Source organism: Burkholderia pulmonis (assembly GCF_984667975.1).
In genome coordinates, this window is record NZ_OZ480186.1 from 2121548 (window position 1) to 2139674 (window position 18127).

The window sequence follows — 18127 nt, forward strand, 5'->3', positions numbered from 1 at the left end:
GTCAGCTCCTCGTCTTCAGGACCGCCTGCGCAATCGCATCGGCGGACGGGATATACAGGTCTTCCAGCACGCCCGCGAACGGCGCGGGCGTATGCGGTGCGGTAACCAGCTCGATCGGCGCCTTCAGCGCATGGAACGCGCGCTGCGCGACGAGCGCGGCAATGTCGGTCGCGATCGAGCAGCGCGGATTCGCTTCGTCGACCACTACCACGCGTCCGGTGCGCTCCGCGCTTTCGAGAATCGTTTCCTCGTCGAGCGGCGACGTCGTGCGCAGGTCGATCACGTCGCACTGGATGCCGTCCTTCGCGAGCTTCGCGGCCGCGTCCGTCGCGAGATGCACCATGCGGCCGTACGTGACGATCGTCACGTCGTCGCCTTCGCGCACCACGTTCGCCTCGCCGAACGGAATCGCATAGGACTCCTCGGGCACGTCGCCTTCGCGCGTATAGAGCAGCTTGTGTTCGAGGAAGATCACCGGATCGTCGTCGCGGATCGCCTGGATCAGCAGCCCCTTCGCGTCGTACGGCGTCGACGGGCACACGACCTTCAGCCCCGGGATGTGCGTGAACAGCGACGTGAGCATCTGCGAATGTTGCGCGGCTGCACGCAGCCCGGCGCCGTACATCGCGCGGATCACGACCGGCGTGACGGCCTTGCCGCCGAACATGTAGCGGAATTTCGCGGCCTGGTTGAAGATCTGGTCGAAGCACACGCCCATGAAATCGATGAACATCAGTTCCGCGACGGGCCGCATCCCGCACGCGGCCGCGCCAACCGCCGCGCCGATGTAGCCGCCCTCCGACAGCGGCGTATCGAGCACGCGGCCCGGAAACTTGTGGAACAGCCCCTTCGTCACGCCGAGCACGCCGCCCCATGCGTCGTCCTCGCCCGGCGCGCCCGCGCCGCCCGCGTTGTCCTCGCCCATCACGATCACGCTGTCGTCGCGCGCCATTTCCTGCGCAAGCGCTTCGTTGATCGCCTGCGAATAAGTGATCTTCCTTGCCATGTCTGTCTCCTGGAATGTTCGGTTCGCCGTGCCGGCTGCGGTGTCAGGCCGCGCTCACGGATACGACACGTAGACGTCGGTCAGCAGGTCGGCGGCATCCGGCAGCGGCGCGGCCTTCGCCTGCGCGACCGCATCGTCGATCAATGCCTTCACCTGTGCATCGACCGCGCGCAGGTCGGCCGTCGTCAGCGCCTCCGCGCGCACGACGCGCGTTTCGAAATGCTTAAGGCAGTCCTTCTCGTCGCGCAGCTTCTGCACTTCGCCGGGCGCGCGGTAGGTTTGCGCATCGCCTTCGAAGTGACCGAAGTAACGCGTGAACTTCACCTCGACGAGCGTCGGGCCGCCGCCGTTGCGCGCGCGCTCGACGGCTTCGCCGAGCGCTTCGTGCACCGCGAAGAAGTCGAAGCCGTCGACGATCACGCCCGGCATCCCGAACCCGTTCGCGCGATCGGCGATGTTGTCGGTCGCGACCGACCAGCTCGACGACGTCGCTTCCGCATAACCGTTGTTTTCGGCGACGAAGATCGCAGGCAGCCGCCACACCGACGCGAGGTTCATCGATTCGAAGATCACGCCCTGGTTCGACGCGCCGTCGCCGAAAAAACACACGCCGACGCCGCCCGTCTTCTTGTGTTTGGCCGCGAGCGCCGCACCGCACGCGAGCGGGCCGCCCGCGCCGACGATCCCGTTCGCGCCGAGCATCCCCATCGACAGGTCGGCGATGTGCATCGAACCGCCCTTGCCGTGGCAGACGCCCGTCTTCTTGCCGTAGATCTCGGCCATCATCCCGTGCACGTCGACGCCCTTTGCGATGCAATGGCCGTGACCGCGGTGCGTGGTGGCCACGTAGTCGTCGAGGCCGAGGTGCAGGATCGTGCCGACTGCGGACGCCTCCTCGCCTGCATACAGGTGAACGAAGCCGGGAATCTCGCCGGTCGCGAACTCGACGTGCAGGCGTTCCTCGAATTCGCGGATCGTGCGCATCAGCCGGTAGGCGTCCAGCAGCTTGTCCCTGCTGAGCTGTGTCGAAGCGGTCATGTGTGTCTCCTGGATAGGTCTGACTGCGAATGCCGCCGCGGCCGAGCCGTGGCGACGGATTGCACGGCCGGCGGCCGTCAGTGGAACGTGAAGCCGCCGTCGACGTTCACGGCCTGGCCCGTCACGTTGTCCATCGTCGCGAAGAACAACGCGAGGCGGCCCATGTCTTCCGGCGTCTGCGCGCGCCCTTGCGGGATCAGCGTCAGCTGGTGCCGCTGCCACGACTCCTCGACCGTTTCGCCGCCGGTCTTCCATTCGTCGGACAGCCGGTCCCACATGTAGGTACGGACGATGCCGGGGCAGATCGCGTTGACGGTCACGCCGTCGCGCGCGAGTTCCTTCGCGAGCGCGTTCGTGAAGCCGACGACCGCGAATTTAGATGCGCTGTAGTGCGCGAGATTCGGAAAGCCTTCCTTGCCCGCGATCGACGCGACGTTGATGATCCGGCCGCGGCCCTGCGCCTTCAGATGCGCAAGCGCCGCGCGGCAGCCGAGAAATGTGCCCTTCGCGTTCACGTCCATCACAAAATCCCAATCGCGTTCGGTCAGCTCGGCAACCGGATGAATGCTGATCACGCCCGCGCAGTTCACGAGGATATCGAGCCGGCCGAGTTCGGCGAGCGCCTGCGCAACCATCGCGTCGACCTGTGCGGCCTGCGTGACGTCGACCTTCGCGACCGCCGCCCGGCGGCCGAGCGCGCGCACCTCGCGCGCGGTGGCATCGAGCGCGTCGTCGAGCAGGTCGGCCAGCAGGATGTCGGCACCTGCGCCGGCGAGCGTGAGCGCAATGCCGCGGCCGATGCCGCGCGCGCCGCCCGTGACGATGGCGACCTGTCCGTCGAGTGGGGTTGTCATGGCGATGTCTCCTTGATGATCGTTATGGATGGCGAAACTTCATTCGGAATATCGATGTTTCAGTCGTACCGCGCGCCGGCGTCGCGCAGCAGTTGCCGGGAAGACGCGTAGCGCAGCGTGCGGCCGACGTCGACCGTCAGCGGCCCGCGCCAGTCGAGCGAAATCTCGTAGCGATCGCCGCGCGCGACCTCGATCTCGCGCTCGCCGTCGAACGCGAGCGTGCCGCGCTCGAACGGAATCGCCTGCCACGTGCCCGGGTCGAGCCGCTCGCAGCTGCGCATCACGACGCGGTCGACGCGCCCCGGAGCAATCGGCGCGACGAGCGGCGTGCCGGCCGTCTTCCCGGCTTCCGCGAAACGCATCGCGAGCCCGTGCGGCGCGCTGCGTTCGAGCGGCGCCCATGCACCGCCGAGCGCGGACAGGCCGATGCCGTCCGGTTCCGCGAACGTCAGGTAGAGCGTGTCGATATCGTCGGATCCGGAGATCGCGCGCGCACCGATGAAGCGCTGCCGCGCGGCGCACACGTCGACGAGCGCGATCTCCTCGCGCCCCGTCTGCGCGCCCGCCACGCAGCGCACGACGAGCCGCTTGTTGCGCACGAACGCGACCTCGGCCGGCACCGCACCGGTCGCGGCGAGCCCTGCCGCGACACCGGCGACAGTCGCCTCGCGATGCTCGGGAAACGCGTTGTTGGTGCCGGTGGACAGCGCGACGAGCGGTGTCGCGCCGCAATGCGCGGCCACTGCGCGATGCGTGCCGTCGCCGCCGAGCACGACGATCAGCGCGACTTCCATCCGGTGCAGGTATGCGGCGCCCGCCTGCGTGTCGGCGACTGTATCGGTGATCGGCAGGTCGACGAATTCGACTTCAGGCCAGCGCTCATGGGGCGCGACCGCGCGATGCGTGTCGATCGCGCGCAGCAGCAGCGTCGCGATGCCCGTGCGGTCGCGCAGCGTCAGCACTCGCTCGACGCCCATCGCGCCGAGCCCGGCCAGCAGGCGCACGACCATGTTCGCCTTCTCGGCCGTCGGAAACACGGAGGCATGCGTCGTGAGGCGGCGGATGTCGCGACCCGATGCGGGGTTCGCGATCACGCCGACGGTAACGGGCGTCGTCACGGGTTCGTCTCCATCCAGTTGACCGGCCGGCACCGGCGCGTTGGCGCCCGCATCGGTCCGGTCTGTTTCGTCCGCTGCCATCGACGGGCGGCGGATCGTCGTCGCCGACGCCATCGCGCCAGCCTTGTCCGCTATCTCTGCAAGCGGCGTGCCATCGTGCATGCGATGACCGTGAAACCCGCGTGCGCGCTGGCGCGGCGGGCAAGCGCGGGTTCCGGATTCGCGACCGGTACGACGCAGCACGTGGTGAATCCACCCGTGCGTCTCACGGTGTCGATGCGACGACGCGATCGTCACGGCGCACGCGCACGCGCGACATTCCGCCCGCCAACCCTGCACGCGCGGGGCGCGGCGCATGCGACGACTGGCCGGACGACGGGCGCGCGCCGCGCATGCGGACGTCTCACCTGCGCGAGACGCGACGAGATGACGGTGAGACGAACGTCTCACGCGCGCCGCGTGCTGCGATGCAATGTGATCCGCCGAACCGGATGTGCTACAAGGACATCGAGATCCCCGCCGTCCGGAACCGGAGCCGACCATGCCCTACGCCGTCCCCCAGGCCCAGCACGCCGACCGTGTCCTCGGCGCGCTCGCCGGGCGCCTGCCCGCGCCGGCCGACTCCGAGCGCCTGGTGTCGTCGTGGCAACGGTCGCTCGAGCGCTACTGTCTCGACCCTGCTTCGTCGATCGGCCCGCGCGTGCTGACCGCGGCCGAACTGCGCGAAGTGCGCGACAAGGAAGAGGCGTTCCTGCGCGCGTCGGGCCAGTGCCTGACGCGGCTGCACGACATGATCCGCGTCGCCGACTACTGCGTGATGCTGACCGACGCGCACGGCGTGACGATCGACTACCGGCTCGACCGCGAACGCCGCAACGACTTCCGTCATGCGGGGCTGCACATCGGCTCGTGCTGGTCGGAAAGCGAGGAAGGGACGTGCGGCGTCGCGAGCGTGCTGACCGATCTCGCACCGATCACCGTGCACAAGACCGATCACTTTCGCGCGGCGTTCACGACGCTCACCTGCAGTGCGGCACCGATCTTCTCGCCGGGCGGCGAACTGATCGGCGTGCTCGACGCATCGGCCGTGCATTCGCCCGATGGCCGCGACAGCCAGCGCCTCGTCTACCAGCTCGTGCGGCAGAGCGCGGCGCTGATCGAGGACGGCTACTTCGTGCACAGCACCGCGCAGCACTGGATATTGTTCGGTCACCCGAACCGTCATTACGTCGAAGCGCAGCCCGAGTGGCTGATCGCATTCGACGAATGCGGCAACATCGTCGCCGCGAACCGGCAGGCGCGCGATGCATTGCCCGCGCTGCGCGAGCCGCGCCATATCGACGAGATCTTCGACGCAACCGAGATGCCGCTGCGCGACGCCGCGCGGCTCGACACGATCGTCGCGCTACGGCTGCGCGCGACGGGCGCCCCGCTCTACGCACGACTGCGCGCGCCGCTCAGGCGCGCTGGCCGCGAGCCGGGCACCGCATCGCGACGCCCCGGCACCACGCAACGTCACGTCGGTGCGCTGACGCCGTTCCTGCACAGCAGCGACGCGCACATCGCGCAGCAGGCCGAACTCGCGTTGCGCGTCGCGAGCAAGCGGCTGCCGATTCTCGTGCTCGGCGAAACCGGTGCGGGCAAGGAAGTGTTCGCGCGCGCCATTCACGACGCCGGTGCGCGGCGCGCGCGGCCGTTCGTCGCCGTCAACTGCGGCGCACTACCCGACGCGCTGATCGAGAGCGAACTGTTCGGCTATGCGGCCGGTGCGTTCACCGGCGCCCGCAAGCACGGTGCGCGCGGCAAGATCGCGCTCGCCGACGGCGGCACGCTGTTTCTCGACGAAATCGGCGACATGCCGCTCGCACTGCAGACGCGTCTGTTGCGCGTGCTCGCCGACGGCGAGGTCGTGCCGCTCGGCAGCGATACGCCCGTGCGCGTCGATCTCGACGTGATCTGCGCGACACACCGCGATCTCGCGCGGATGGTGGCTGACGGGACCTTCCGCGAAGATCTGTACTACCGGCTGAGCTGCGCGACGTTCGAACTGCCGCCGCTGCGCGAGCGCGCCGACGTGCGCGACGTGATTGCCACCGTGTTCGCGGAAGAAGCGCAGGCGACCGGCCACGTGCTCACGCTCGACCCGACGCTCGCCGAGCAGCTCGCGGCATTCGCATGGCCCGGCAACGTGCGGCAACTGCGCAACGTGCTGCGCTATGCGTGCGCGGTGTGCGATGCCGCGCGCGTGACGCGGCACGACCTGCCGGCCGACCTCGCCGCGCAACTCGGCGGCGCCCCGGCCGGCGCACTGCCCGACGACGAGCGCAGCCGCATCGTGGCCGCACTCACCGCACACCGCTGGCGGCCCGACGCGGCCGCGCAGGCGCTCGGCATGTCGCGGGCGACGCTGTACCGGCGCATCGCGAAGCACCGGATCGTCGCGCCGCACCGCACGTGATGCGCGGGCGGGCGCGTCGTCATGCGGCCTGCCCGGCCGCTTCGTCCACCCTTCCCGCGTCGCCGGCCGCTTCATCACGCCGCGTGAATACCTCGTGGGCGGCGAACAGCGCGTTGAGCGCGGCCGGGAAACCCGCATACACGGCCATCTGCATGAACACCTCGACGATCTCGTCGCGTGTGCAGCCGACGTTCAGCGCGGCTTCGATATGCACCTTCAATTGCGGCTGCGCGTTGCCGAGCGCGGCCAGCGCGGCGATCGTCGCGATTTCGCGCGCTTTCAGGTCGAGTTGCGGCCGGCTGTAGATATCGCCGAAGCTGAACTCGACCAGCAGCCGCCCGAAGTCCGGTGCGATCGGCGCAAGCGCCGCGATCACGCGTTCGCCCACTTCGCCGTCGATTTCCTTCAGTTTGTTCCAGCCGCGCGTGTAGCGATCCTCAACGAGTCGTTCCATGGTGTCCGTCCTGTTCCGATAAATTGCGAGATGGATTTGCCCGTCGTTCCGCTCCGCGCTCCTGCGCCTCGTAGTACGCGATCTTGTCGCCGATCACATCGAGGTTCGCCTGCAGCTCCGCGATGTGCGCGCGCACCGCGTCGCGATGCGCGACCAGCAACGCGCGCCGCGCACCGAACGTCGGCTCGCCCTGCTCGCGCAGCGTCACGAACGCCTGGATCTGCGCGATCGGCATGCCGGTCGCCTTCAGGCGCATCACGAACGCCAGCCCGGCAAGGTCGGCCGGCGCATAGAGCCGGTGCCCGGCCGCCGTGCGCGAAATCGCGCGCAGCAGGCCGGCCTGCTCGTAATACCGCAACGTATGCGTCGACACGCCCGTCATTTCGGCGACTTGCCCGATCGTCAGCGGACCGGCGGCGGAAGGTGTGGATACGGTTTTCGACATGGCAGGAACAAGGTTAGGAGTTAGAGTTCACTCTAAGTCAAGCGTTGTCGAACGGCCAGCGTCGCGACGGTCGTCGCAATTGCCGCGACACCGTAAAGAATGGTCAAAATCGGCGCCCGGCACGGGGTTCGGCCTTTACAGCACCGCAAGCCTTCAGCAAGATTCGGTTCAGCCTGTCTTAAAAAGGGCACGCATTTGTCCTATGCTTAACGGCGACGCCCGGCCAGATCCCGCGTCGCCGTTCGCTGCAACAGCCATTCATCCGTCAGAACCAGGGAGCCTTTGCCATGCTGAAGAAGCTGCTGATGCTGTTCGTCGCGCTATCGCTGTCGCTCGCCGCCGGCCTTGCCGCGGCCGTCGAAGTCAACTCGGCTGACCAGGCCGCGCTCGAATCCGTGAAGGGTCTCGGTCCCGTGAAGTCGAAGGCGATCATCGACGAGCGCACCAAGAACGGCCCGTTCAAGGACGCCGACGATCTCGCGAACCGCGTGAAGGGCCTCGGCACCAAGTCGGTCGGACATCTGGAGGAAAACGGCCTGACGATCGGCGGCTCGTCGACGCCGCCGAAAGGCGTGAAGCTGTCGAAGCCGGCCGCGACGACGTCGGCCACCACGACGGCCACGACGTCGGCAGGCACCGCGTCGACGTCCACGACCGCGACGGCCGGCACGACGGCCGCACCTGCGCCGGCGGCCAGCGCCCCGGAAGCGGCAACCAAGCCGGCCAAGACCAAGCGGGCATCGAAGAAGGAAAAGGCGGCAGCGGCCGCAGCGGCATCCGCCGACGCGGGTGCCAGCGCACCGGCCGCCGCGTCGTCCACGAAAGCAGCGAAGGGTTCGAAGAAGAAGAGCAAGAAGGACAAGGCAGCCTCCGCCGCCGCGGCGTCGGGCGCCTGATGTGCGCCGCGCGCGCGACGGCGTGCGCGCGGCATTCGTTCAACGGGCGCCGTCGTCACGGCGCCCTTTTCAGTGAAGGTGAAGAACCATGGGTCTCCTCGACATCGTTGGCGGTCTGATCGGCGGCCAGGCCGGCGGCAACTCGCAAAGCACGCTGATCACGACTGCGCTCGAATTCATCAACAACCAGCCCGGCGGCCTGAACGGCCTGATCGAGAAGTTCAAGGCAGGCGGCGCGGGCGACGTGATCGGCTCGTGGGTCGGCAACGGCCAGAACCAGCCGATCTCGCCGGACGCACTGCAGAACGTGCTCGGCTCGGACGCGATCGGCGCGCTGGCCAGCAAGTTCGGCGTCGATCCGTCGATGGCATCGACCGTCCTCGCGCAGGTGCTGCCGCACGTCGTCAACCACGCGACGCCGGACGGCACGGTGCCGGCCGACGGCCAGGCGCAGGTCGACACGTCGAACGTGCTCGGCTCGCTGTCGCAGATCGCCGGCATGTTCGGCGGCAACAAGCAGGGCTAAGTACCCGAAGCCGCACGGCGGCCCGTTCGGCCGCCCCATAAGCAAACACCCCGCCGAGGCGGGGTGTTTGTTTTTGCGCGCCCGGCGCGAACCGGGCGCACGACCGAGCGCAGGCGATCAGTGCACGACGCGGTCGAACACGAACTTGCCGTCGTGGATGTCGACCGGGATCACGTCCTTCGGACCGAAACGGCCCGCGAGGATCAGCTTCGCGACCGGGTTCTCGATCTCCTGCTGGATCGCGCGCTTCAGCGGCCGCGCACCGAACAGCGGATCGTAGCCGACCTTCCCGATCTGTTCGAGTGCCGCTTCCGACACGTCGAGCGCCATGTCGAGCTTCGCGAGCCGGTCATGCAGGCGGGCGAGCTGGATCTTCGCGATCGACTCGATGTTGCTGCGGTCGAGCGCATGGAACACGACGACGTCGTCGATCCGGTTCAGGAACTCGGGGCGGAAATGCTGCTTCACCTCGAGCCACACGGCGTCCTTGATCTCTTCCTGCGGCGCCCCCGTCATCGCCTGGATCACCTGCGAGCCGAGGTTCGACGTCATCACGATGACCGTGTTCTTGAAGTCGACCGTGCGCCCCTGCCCGTCCGTCATGCGGCCGTCGTCGAGCACCTGCAGCAGCACGTTGAACACGTCCGGGTGCGCCTTCTCGATCTCGTCGAGCAGGATCACGCTGTACGGCTTGCGGCGCACGGCTTCCGTCAGGTAGCCGCCTTCCTCGTAGCCGACGTAGCCCGGCGGCGCGCCGATCAGCCGCGCGACGCTGTGCTTCTCCATGAACTCGCTCATGTCGATGCGGATCAGGTGCTCTTCCGAGTCGAACAGGAACGATGCCAGCGCCTTGCACAGCTCGGTCTTGCCGACCCCCGTCGGGCCGAGGAACAGGAACGAGCCGTACGGGCGGTTCGGATCGGCGAGACCCGCGCGCGAACGGCGGATCGCATCGGCCACCGCGCCGATCGCCTCGTGCTGGCCGACCACGCGCTCGTGCAGCTTTTCCTCGATGTGCAGCAGCTTCTCGCGTTCGCCCTGCATCATCCGCGACACGGGAATCCCCGTCGAACGCGACACGACTTCCGCGATTTCCTCGGCGCCGACCTGCGTGCGCAGCAGGCGCGGACGCGTCGGGTTGTGCTGCTCCTGCTCTTCGGCCTGCGTCACCTGCTTCAGTTGCGCCTCGAGCTGCGGCAGCTTGCCGTACTGCAGTTCGGCGACCTTCTCCAGCTTGCCGTCACGCTGCAGCCGCGCGATGTCCGCGCGCACCTTCTCGATCTCTTCCTTCAGTTGCGCGCTGCCCTGCACCGCGGCCTTCTCGGCGGTCCAGATCTCGTCGAGGTCCGCATATTCGCGGCCGAGGCGATCGATCTCTTCCTCGATCAGCTGCAGGCGCTTCTGCGACGCTTCGTCCTGCTCCTTCTTCACGGCTTCGCGCTCGATCTTCAGCTGGATCAGGCGACGATCGAGCTTGTCCATCTCTTCGGGCTTCGAATCGATTTCCATCTTGATCTTCGAAGCGGCTTCGTCGATCAGGTCGATCGCCTTGTCGGGCAGGAAGCGGTCGGTGATGTAGCGATGCGACAGCTCGGCCGCGGCGACGATCGCCGGGTCGGTGATGTCGACGCCGTGGTGCAGTTCGTACTTTTCCTGCAGCCCGCGCAGGATCGCGATCGTCGCCTCGACGCTCGGCTCGTCGACGAGCACCTTCTGGAAGCGGCGTTCGAGCGCGGCATCCTTCTCGATGTACTTGCGGTATTCGTCGAGCGTGGTCGCGCCGATGCAGTGCAGCTCGCCGCGCGACAGCGCCGGCTTCAGCATGTTGCCCGCATCCATCGCGCCTTCGGCCTTGCCCGCGCCGACCATCGTGTGGATTTCGTCGATGAAGACGATCGTCTGGCCTTCGTCCTTCGCGATGTCGCTCAGCACGGCCTTCAGGCGCTCCTCGAATTCGCCGCGGTACTTCGCGCCGGCGAGCAGCGCCGCCATGTCGAGCGACAGCACGCGCTTGCCCTTCAGCGTCTCGGGCACTTCGCCGTTGACGATCCGCTGCGCGAGCCCTTCGACGATCGCCGTCTTGCCGACGCCCGGCTCGCCGATCAGCACCGGGTTGTTCTTCGTGCGGCGCTGCAGGATCTGGATCGAACGGCGGATTTCGTCGTCGCGGCCGATCACCGGATCGAGCTTGCCCGCGCGGGCGCGCTCGGTCAGGTCGACCGTGTATTTCTTCAGCGCCTCGCGCTGGCTTTCCGCATCCTGGCTGTGCACCTGCGAGCCGCCGCGCACCGCGGCGATCGCGGCTTCGAGCGCCTTGCGCGTGAGACCGTGCTGACGCGCGAGCTTGCCGGCTTCGCCCTTGTCGTCGGACGCCGCGAGCAGGAACATCTCGCTCGCGATGAACGTGTCGTTGAGCTTCTGCGCTTCCTTGTCGGCCTGGTTCAGCAGCCCGGACAACTCACGGCCGATCTGGATGTCGCCGCCCGTGCCCGTCACTTGCGGCAGGCGCGAAATGGCTTCGTTCAGTGCGCCTTGCAGCGCCTGCACGTGAACGCCGGCACGCGACATCAGCGAGCGGGCGGAGCCGTCGTGCTGGGCGACCAGCGCCGCGAGCACGTGAACGGGTTCGATGTATTGATTGTCGCGGCCTGCCGCAAGGCTTTGCGCATCCGCGAGTGCTTCCTGGAACTTGGTGGTGAGCTTGTCGATTCTCATTTAGTCGAGACCTCCAATTTTCGATTAACACCAAGATGAGGATGGTTATGCGGCTTTCAAGCGAAATTCGGGTTGATTCAGCGCAAAAATTGCCAGATATCCTGGAAACGGCCCGGGGACGGCCGCGGTCGGCGTACGGGGCGCGGCGCCCGCGTGTCAGTGCGTGTTGGACGACGGTTCGGCGGCTGCCGGCGCTTCGTCCGGCGACGTTGCGGCCCGGACGAGCGCGACGGGACGGATGCCGAGCAGCGCCACGAGCGGCGAGGCGGGCTCGGCCAGTTCGCCGAGCGTGTGACGATCGAGTTCGGCGAAGAACGCATCGCGCGCGGCCGCCAGCACACCCTTCAGCCGGCACTGCGGCTCGATCACGCAGCCGCGTGACTCGCTGCCGTCAGCCGAAAAACATCCGACCAGCGCGAAGTCGCTCTCGGTCGCGCGCACGACCTGGCCGACCGTCAGTTGCAGCGATTCGGGAAACAGCCGCAGCCCGCCATTGCGGCCGCGCACGGTATCGACCCATCCCAGCTCGCCGAGCTGCTGCACGACTTTCATCAGATGATTTTTCGAGATGCCGTAGGCGTCCGAGATCTCCTGGATCGTCGCGAGCCCCTCGCCGCGGACGGCAAGGTACAGCATCACGCGCAGCGAATAGTCGGTGTAGTCGGTGAGTCTCATGGGCGAATACAGAAAAGATCGATCATGCCCGATTGCGCGCGCCGGGCCGATCGCGATGCGTACCGGGCGGCCGATTGACGGTGCCGTCCCGCGGCCCCGGGTTGCCGGGATCGCGTGCACGCAATAAGATGCAGGGCATCTACACGTTTTTCAGGGGTAATTGGACGCTATTTTGCGTCAAAATCCGGGCGGCGTCTTGTCCGTTGCCGTACCGCCGCCCCGTCGTTGCCCCGATCTACCGGCCCTTTTGCCATGACTGCCCTGCCCGCCTCGCCCGATACCGCACCGGCCCGCCCTCGCGACGCCGAGCCAACCGAAGACAACATCCGCGATCTCGTCTACGCGTTCTACGACCGCGTGCGCGCCGATCCGCTGCTCGGGCCCGTGTTCGATGCGAAGCTGGCCGGCCGCTGGGACGACCACCTGCCGAAGATGGTGACGTTCTGGTCGAGCCTCGTGCTCGGCACCAAGGGATACCGCGGCAACGTGCAGCAGGCGCACCAACCGCTCGACGGTATCGAACCGGCCCATTTCAGCCGCTGGCTGTCGCTGTTCCTGAAGACCGTCGAGACGCGCTATGCACCGCCCGCGGCGATCCGCTTCATGGAACCCGCGCTGCGGATCGCGCAGAGCCTGCAATTGAGCCGGTTCGGCTGGGACTATCAGATTCCGCCCGAGCAGCAGGCACTGCTCGACGCGATCGCGCCGCGCCGCCGCGACGCGGGCGACGATCCGCATGCATTGCCGTCGCGCGCCCGCGGCGAACCGTTTCCGACGAAGATCATCGGCCGCAGCGTCGACCCGGACGCGTAACGCGCGACCCGCAACGCCCGGCGATTACCCGCCCCTGCGGCACATGGCCGCACCGCCTGTCCGGGCGCCGCGCTCAGCGCGGCGTGTTGCCCGACTCGACGCCCCAGCGCGCAAGCGCGGCGTCGTCGGTACTGCGGGCATCGACCCAGCGCTCGCCGTTCGGCGTCGTTTCCTTCTTCCAGAACGGCGCTTCGGTCTTCAGATAATCCATCACGAACTCGCACGACGCGAACGCATCGCCGCGATGCGACGCGACCGTCGCGACCATCACGATCTGGTCGAGCGGAAGCAGCCTGCCGACCCGATGCACGATCGCGACGTCGATGCCCGGCCAGCGCCGGCCGGCCTCCGCGGCGATCTTCTCGAGCGCCTTTTCGGTCATCCCCGGATAGTGCTCGAGCTCCATCGCGGCAACCGAATCGCCTTCGTTCAGGTCGCGCACCGTGCCGACGAAGCACGCGACCGCACCGATCTTCGGGTTGCGCGCGCGCAATGCCGCGACTTCGGCATTCAGATCGAAATCGTCGGCCTGGACTCGTACTGTTGCCATTGCAAGCCTCTCAACCGCCCGTCACCGGCGGGAAGAACGCGACCTCGCAGCCTTCGGTGAGCCGCGTGTCGGGATCGGTCATCTCGTGGTTGCATGCCATGCGCAGCGCGCGCCCTTCGGCGAGCGTCTCGGCCCACGCGCCGCCGCGCACGCGCAGCCACGCGCGCACGTCGCCGACGGTCGTCACGCTGTCCGGCACGTCGGCCGCTTCGTCGGCCACGCCCAGTGCCTCGCGCACGCTTGCAAAAAATTTCAGCTGAATCTTCATGGTTCGGGGAGCCGTCGCGTTACGACAGCAGTTCGGAAAACGGAATGAAACGTACGGTCTCGCCGGCGCTGATCGCATGCTGGGGCGGATTGTCGATCAGGCCGTCGCCCCAGACCGTCGACGTCAGCACCGCCGAGCTCTGGTTCGGGAACAGGTCGAGACCGCCTGCCGCATTGACGCGCGCACGCAGGAATTCGTTGCGCCGGTCGCCCTTGTTCTGCGAAAAGTCGGCACGCAGCGACAACGCGCGCGGCGCGACGTCGCGCACGCCGGACAGGCGCAGCAGGAACGGCCGCACGAACAACAGGAACGTGACGAAGCTCGATACGGGATTGCCGGGCAGCCCGATGAAGTGCGCATCGGCGCGATCGTCGCCGCGGCGCACCGCGCCGTACGCGAGCGGCTTGCCGGGCTTCATCGCGATCTGCCACAGCGCGAGCCGCCCTTCGGCCTCGACGGCCGGCTTGACGTGATCCTCGTCGCCGACCGATACGCCGCCGCTCGTCAGGATCACGTCGTGATCGCGCGCGGCCTCGCGCAGCGTGTCGCGCGTCGCGGCAAGCGAATCGGGCACGATCCCGTAGTCGGTCACGTGGCAGCCAAGCCGCTCCAGCAGCCCGCGCAGCGTGAAGCGGTTCGAGTTGTAGATCGCGCCGGGCTTCAGCGGCTCGCCGGGCATCGTCAGTTCGTCGCCGGTGAAGAACACGGCCACGCGAATCCGCCGCGCGACCGGCAGCTGCGCGCAGCCGACCGATGCGGCCAGGCCGAGCGCCTGCGGCGTGAGCCGCGTGCCGGCCGGCAGGATCACCGACCCTTGCCGGATGTCGGCGCCCTGCGCGGTGATCCATTCACCGGCCTTCGGTGTGTGCAGGATCTCGACCGCGTCGCCGTCGGCCGCCGCCTGCTCCTGCATCACCACCGCGTCGGCGCCCGGCGGCACCGTCGCACCGGTGAAGATCCGCGCAGCCGTGCCGGCCGCGAGCGGCTGAGCCGGATGCCCGGCCGGAATGCGCTGCGACACCGGCAGGCGCCGCTCGCCGTGCAGCAGGTCGGCGACGCGCACCGCATAGCCGTCCATCGCGCTCGTATGCATCGGCGGCACGTCGAGCGGCGAGCTCACGTCGGCCGCCAGCACGCGGCCGAGCGCATCGAGCGTGGCGACGGTTTCGGTGCCGGCCAGCGGCTTCGCGGCATCGAGCAGCGCGGCGAGCGCCTCGGCGGTCGACAGCATCGGCGCGCGCGGCGCCGCGGGATTCGGGTTCGACATCGATGGAATCGGGGATCGTTGAAATCAATACGTCATTGTAGCGACGCCGCCGCACGGGCGCGCGATATGGCGGGCATGCGGAAACTGTGATCGTCGCGAACGTGCGGGTCTGGCACTTGTTTCGTGCAACGCTCGATGCACGGATCGCCAAACGAAACGGCCGGAACCCCGATCCGTTCGACGAATCGGCATTCCGGCCGTCCTGCGCAGCCGGGCCCGCGGGCCCGGCCGTGCATCATGCGCCCGTATGGGCGGCGATGAAGTCCTTCACCTGCCGTGCATCGGCCTGCACGACCTCGAAGCGCTGCGGCAGCGCCTCGAGCCCGTCGAATGCGGCCGGCCGCTCGGCTTCGCGATCGAGCGCTTCACGGATCGTCTCGCCGAACTTGATCGGCTGGGCCGTCTCGAGCACGACCATCGGCACGCCTGCCTCCAGGTGCTCGCGGGCGACCTTCACGCCGTCGGCCGTGTGCGTATCGATCATCGTGTCGTAGCGCGAGAACACGTCGCGGATCGTCCCGATACGGTCGGCGTGGCTGCTGCGGCCCGATACGAAACCGAACTCGGCGACACGCGCGAAATCGCCGTTCGCCGCGAGATCGAAGCCGCCCTTCTCCTCGACGTCGCGGAACAGCTGCATCACGCGCGCCGGATCGCGGCCGAGCAGGTCGAACACGAAGCGCTCGAAATTCGATGCCTTCGAGATGTCCATGCTCGGGCTGCTCGTGTGATACGTGTTCTCGGCGCTGCGCACGCGATATGCGCCCGTGCGGAAGAACTCGTCGAGCACGTCGTTCTCGTTGGTCGCGACCACGAGCTTCGCGATCGGCAGCCCCATCATGCGTGCGATGTGGCCCGCGCAGACGTTGCCGAAGTTGCCCGACGGCACGGTGAACGACACGCGCTCGTCGTTGGACTGCGTCGCCGCGAAGTAGCCCTTGAAGTAGTACACGACCTGCGCAACGACGCGCGCCCAGTTGATCGAGTTGACCGTGCCGATCTTCTGCTGCGCCTTGAACGCGTGATCGTTCGAAACGGCCTTCACGATGTCCTGGCAGTCGTCGAACACGCCTTCCACCGCGAGGTTGAAGATGTTCGGATCCTGCAGGCTGAACATCTGCGCCGTCTGGAACGCGCTCATCTTCTTGTGCGGCGACAGCATGAACACGCGCACGCCGGCCTTGCCGCGCATCGCGTATTCGGCCGCGCTGCCCGTATCGCCCGACGTCGCGCCGAGGATGTTCAGCGCTTCGCCGTGCTTCGCGAGCGTGTACTCGAACAGGTTGCCGAGCAGCTGCATCGCCATGTCCTTGAACGCGAGCGTCGGGCCGTTCGACAGTTCGAGCAGCGACAGCGCCGCACCGTTCTCGGTGCCGAGCGTCTTCAGCGGCGTGATGTCGGACGCGTTCTCGCCATGGCGCGTGTTGCTGTACACGGCTGCCGTGTACGTGCGGCGCGTGATCGCGCGCAGGTCGTCGGCCGGCACGTCGTCGCAGAACTTCGACAGGATCTCGAATGCGAGATCCGCGTATGACAGCGTGCGCCAGCGAGCGAGTTCGTCCGCGGACACCTTCGGATACTCGGCCGGCAGGTAAAGCCCGCCGTCCTTCGCGAGGCCGCCGAGCAGGATGTCGGAGAACGTATGGCGCTCGCCGATGCCGGCGCCGCGCGTGGAGATGTAGTTCATGTCGCCTTCCGTCCTCAGTTCAGCGCTTCCATGCGCAGCTTCGTCACCTTCGACACGACCGTCGCGAGGCTCTCGATTTGCGCGATCGCCGCATTGACGTTCTTCTCGACCGTTTCATGCGTGATCAGGATGATGTCGGTTTCGCCATTCGCGTCGTCGACCTGCTCCGACTCCTTCTGCAGCAGCGCGTCGATCGAGATACCCGATGCGGCGAGGATGCGCGTGATGTCGGCCAGCACGCCGGTCTGATCGGCGACGCGCAGGCGCAGGTAGTAGCCGCTCGTCACTTCTTCGATCGGCAGGATCGGCGTGTTCGACAGGCTGTCCGGCTGGAACGCGAGGTGCGGCACGCGGTGCTCGGGGTCGGCCGTATGCAGGCGCGTGACGTCGACGAGATCCGCGACGACCGCCGATGCGGTCGGCTCGGCGCCCGCGCCCTTGCCGTAGTACAGCGTCGTGCCGACCGCGTCGCCGTGCACGACGACCGCGTTCATCGCCCCCTCGACGTTCGCGAGCAGGCGCTTTTCCGGGATCAGCGTCGGGTGCACGCGCAGCTCGATGCCGTTTTCGGCACGGCGCGTGATGCCGAGCAGCTTGATCCGGTAGCCGAGCTCTTCCGCGTAGCGGATGTCGGTCGCGTCGAGCTTGCTGATGCCCTCGACGTACGCGCGGTCGAACTGCACCGGCACGCCGAACGCGATCGCGCTCATGATCGTCGCCTTGTGCGCGGCGTCGACGCCTTCGATGTCGAAGGTCGGATCGGCTTCCGCGTACCCGAGCTCCTGCGCGGCCTTCAGCGCGGTCGCGAAGTCGAGCCCGCGGTCGCGCATTTCCGACAGGATGTAGTTGGTCGTGCCGTTGATGATGCCCGCGATGTACTGGATGCGGTTCGCGGTCAGGCCTTCGCGCAGCGCCTTGATGATCGGGATGCCGCCGGCAACGGCCGCCTCGAACGCAACCATCACGCCCTTCTCGCGCGCGGCTTCGAAGATCTCGGTGCCGTGCACCGCGAGCAGCGCCTTGTTCGCCGTCACGACGTGCTTGCCGTTCGCGATCGCGCGCAGCACGAGCTCGCGCGCGATGCCCGTGCCGCCGATCATCTCGGCAATGATCGCGATCGACGGATCGTCGACGACTGCGTTGAAATCGTCGGTGATCTGCGCGGCGGCGGCGTCACCGCCGAGCGCAGCCTGCGCCTTGGCCGGGTTGCGCACGGCAATGCGCGCCACCTCGATGCCGCGCCCCGCGCGTCGCTTGATTTCTTCCTGGTTGCGGCGCAGCACCGTGAAGGTGCCGCTGCCTACGGTGCCGAAGCCCAACAGGCCAACTTTGATCGGTTCCATGCTGCGTGTGATCG

General features: G+C 67.7%; 17 protein-coding genes. 4 read left to right on the plus strand and 13 right to left on the minus strand.

Going from position 1 to position 18127, the window contains the following annotated elements:
* Position 1 precedes the first annotated feature (1 nt).
* The 4 genes from AC5LXK_RS09795 to AC5LXK_RS09810 form a co-directional block, all read right to left on the minus strand.
* Positions 2–1006 (minus strand): alpha-ketoacid dehydrogenase subunit beta, encoded by a 1005-nt coding sequence (locus AC5LXK_RS09795; RefSeq protein WP_493388673.1) that lies wholly within the window; start codon positions 1004–1006, stop codon positions 2–4.
* A gap of 54 nt (positions 1007–1060) precedes the next feature.
* Positions 1061–2044, minus strand: a complete 984-nt coding sequence (locus AC5LXK_RS09800) for a thiamine pyrophosphate-dependent dehydrogenase E1 component subunit alpha (RefSeq protein ID WP_493388674.1) — start codon at positions 2042–2044, stop codon at positions 1061–1063.
* Between the two features lie 77 nt (positions 2045–2121).
* Entirely contained in the window at positions 2122–2898 is a 777-nt protein-coding gene (locus AC5LXK_RS09805; protein WP_493388675.1) for an SDR family NAD(P)-dependent oxidoreductase, read from the minus strand.
* Between the two features lie 59 nt (positions 2899–2957).
* Positions 2958–4016, minus strand: coding sequence for an ATP-NAD kinase family protein (locus AC5LXK_RS09810; RefSeq protein WP_493391213.1), 1059 nt, complete (start codon positions 4014–4016; stop codon positions 2958–2960).
* Between the two features lie 541 nt (positions 4017–4557).
* Between AC5LXK_RS09810 and AC5LXK_RS09815 the strand changes: the two genes are divergently transcribed.
* Positions 4558–6474 (plus strand): sigma-54-dependent Fis family transcriptional regulator, encoded by a 1917-nt coding sequence (locus AC5LXK_RS09815; RefSeq protein WP_493388676.1) that lies wholly within the window; start codon positions 4558–4560, stop codon positions 6472–6474.
* Between the two features lie 19 nt (positions 6475–6493).
* On the opposite strand, the gene AC5LXK_RS09820 is transcribed toward AC5LXK_RS09815, so the two are convergent.
* Positions 6494–6928 (minus strand): carboxymuconolactone decarboxylase family protein, encoded by a 435-nt coding sequence (locus tag AC5LXK_RS09820; protein WP_493388677.1) that lies wholly within the window; start codon positions 6926–6928, stop codon positions 6494–6496.
* Positions 6912–7373, minus strand: a complete 462-nt coding sequence (locus tag AC5LXK_RS09825) for a MerR family transcriptional regulator (RefSeq protein WP_493388678.1) — start codon at positions 7371–7373, stop codon at positions 6912–6914. Before AC5LXK_RS09825 ends, AC5LXK_RS09820 begins: the two co-directional genes overlap by 17 nt.
* Positions 7374–7660: 287 nt before the next feature.
* Here AC5LXK_RS09825 and AC5LXK_RS09830 point away from each other — a divergent pair, with 287 nt between their 5' ends.
* Positions 7661–8269: a ComEA family DNA-binding protein gene (locus AC5LXK_RS09830; protein ID WP_493388679.1), complete on the plus strand. Its 609-nt coding sequence runs from the start codon at positions 7661–7663 to the stop codon at positions 8267–8269.
* 88 nt (positions 8270–8357) lie between these two features.
* Positions 8358–8795 carry a YidB family protein gene (locus tag AC5LXK_RS09835; RefSeq protein ID WP_493388680.1) on the plus strand — a complete coding sequence of 146 codons (438 nt, stop codon included), beginning with the start codon at positions 8358–8360 and terminating at the stop codon, positions 8793–8795.
* 117 nt (positions 8796–8912) lie between these two features.
* Here AC5LXK_RS09835 and clpB read toward each other — a convergent pair whose 3' ends face one another.
* Together clpB and AC5LXK_RS09845 are read right to left on the minus strand one after the other, a co-directional pair.
* Positions 8913–11510, minus strand: coding sequence for an ATP-dependent chaperone ClpB (gene clpB, locus AC5LXK_RS09840; RefSeq protein WP_493388681.1), 2598 nt, complete (start codon positions 11508–11510; stop codon positions 8913–8915).
* Between the two features lie 156 nt (positions 11511–11666).
* Complete coding sequence (locus AC5LXK_RS09845) at positions 11667–12185, minus strand: Rrf2 family transcriptional regulator (protein WP_493388682.1); 519 nt, start codon at positions 12183–12185, stop codon at positions 11667–11669.
* A 252-nt stretch (positions 12186–12437) separates the two neighbouring features.
* On the opposite strand from AC5LXK_RS09845, the gene AC5LXK_RS09850 reads away from it, so the two are divergent.
* Complete coding sequence (locus tag AC5LXK_RS09850; RefSeq protein WP_493388683.1) at positions 12438–12998, plus strand: group III truncated hemoglobin; 561 nt, start codon at positions 12438–12440, stop codon at positions 12996–12998.
* Positions 12999–13071: 73 nt separating this feature from the next.
* On the opposite strand, the gene AC5LXK_RS09855 is transcribed toward AC5LXK_RS09850, so the two are convergent.
* From AC5LXK_RS09855 to AC5LXK_RS09875, 5 genes are all read right to left on the minus strand, one after another.
* Positions 13072–13548 (minus strand): molybdenum cofactor biosynthesis protein MoaE, encoded by a 477-nt coding sequence (locus AC5LXK_RS09855; RefSeq protein ID WP_493388684.1) that lies wholly within the window; start codon positions 13546–13548, stop codon positions 13072–13074.
* A 10-nt stretch (positions 13549–13558) separates the two neighbouring features.
* On the minus strand, positions 13559–13816 hold the full coding sequence (moaD, locus tag AC5LXK_RS09860) for a molybdopterin converting factor subunit 1 (protein WP_493388685.1): 258 nt from the start codon (positions 13814–13816) through the stop codon (positions 13559–13561).
* A gap of 19 nt (positions 13817–13835) precedes the next feature.
* The gene (locus tag AC5LXK_RS09865) at positions 13836–15083 is read right to left on the minus strand and encodes a molybdopterin molybdotransferase MoeA (RefSeq protein ID WP_493388686.1); all 1248 of its coding nucleotides are present in this window, start codon (positions 15081–15083) and stop codon (positions 13836–13838) included.
* 235 nt (positions 15084–15318) lie between these two features.
* A complete protein-coding gene (gene thrC, locus AC5LXK_RS09870; protein ID WP_493388687.1) occupies positions 15319–16770 on the minus strand; it encodes a threonine synthase in 1452 nt (483 codons plus the stop codon).
* 14 nt (positions 16771–16784) lie between these two features.
* Positions 16785–18113 carry a homoserine dehydrogenase gene (locus AC5LXK_RS09875; RefSeq protein WP_176047213.1) on the minus strand — a complete coding sequence of 443 codons (1329 nt, stop codon included), beginning with the start codon at positions 18111–18113 and terminating at the stop codon, positions 16785–16787.
* Positions 18114–18127: the final 14 nt, after the last annotated feature.

Bases quoted from the DNA above. Each gene is read 5' to 3' on its own strand.
- AC5LXK_RS09795 (WP_493388673.1), bottom strand. From the start codon at position 1,006: ATGGCAAGGAAGATCACTTATTCGCAGGCGATCAACGAAGCGCTTGCG.
- AC5LXK_RS09800 (WP_493388674.1), bottom strand. From the start codon at position 2,044: ATGACCGCTTCGACACAGCTCAGCAGGGACAAGCTGCTGGACGCCTAC.
- AC5LXK_RS09805 (WP_493388675.1), bottom strand. From the start codon at position 2,898: ATGACAACCCCACTCGACGGACAGGTCGCCATCGTCACGGGCGGCGCG.
- AC5LXK_RS09815 (WP_493388676.1), top strand. From the start codon at position 4,558: ATGCCCTACGCCGTCCCCCAGGCCCAGCACGCCGACCGTGTCCTCGGC.
- AC5LXK_RS09820 (WP_493388677.1), bottom strand. From the start codon at position 6,928: ATGGAACGACTCGTTGAGGATCGCTACACGCGCGGCTGGAACAAACTG.
- AC5LXK_RS09825 (WP_493388678.1), bottom strand. From the start codon at position 7,373: ATGTCGAAAACCGTATCCACACCTTCCGCCGCCGGTCCGCTGACGATC.
- AC5LXK_RS09830 (WP_493388679.1), top strand. From the start codon at position 7,661: ATGCTGAAGAAGCTGCTGATGCTGTTCGTCGCGCTATCGCTGTCGCTC.
- AC5LXK_RS09835 (WP_493388680.1), top strand. From the start codon at position 8,358: ATGGGTCTCCTCGACATCGTTGGCGGTCTGATCGGCGGCCAGGCCGGC.
- clpB (WP_493388681.1), bottom strand. From the start codon at position 11,510: ATGAGAATCGACAAGCTCACCACCAAGTTCCAGGAAGCACTCGCGGAT.
- AC5LXK_RS09845 (WP_493388682.1), bottom strand. From the start codon at position 12,185: ATGAGACTCACCGACTACACCGACTATTCGCTGCGCGTGATGCTGTAC.
- AC5LXK_RS09850 (WP_493388683.1), top strand. From the start codon at position 12,438: ATGACTGCCCTGCCCGCCTCGCCCGATACCGCACCGGCCCGCCCTCGC.
- AC5LXK_RS09855 (WP_493388684.1), bottom strand. From the start codon at position 13,548: ATGGCAACAGTACGAGTCCAGGCCGACGATTTCGATCTGAATGCCGAA.
- moaD (WP_493388685.1), bottom strand. From the start codon at position 13,816: ATGAAGATTCAGCTGAAATTTTTTGCAAGCGTGCGCGAGGCACTGGGC.
- AC5LXK_RS09865 (WP_493388686.1), bottom strand. From the start codon at position 15,083: ATGTCGAACCCGAATCCCGCGGCGCCGCGCGCGCCGATGCTGTCGACC.
- thrC (WP_493388687.1), bottom strand. From the start codon at position 16,770: ATGAACTACATCTCCACGCGCGGCGCCGGCATCGGCGAGCGCCATACG.
- AC5LXK_RS09875 (WP_176047213.1), bottom strand. From the start codon at position 18,113: ATGGAACCGATCAAAGTTGGCCTGTTGGGCTTCGGCACCGTAGGCAGC.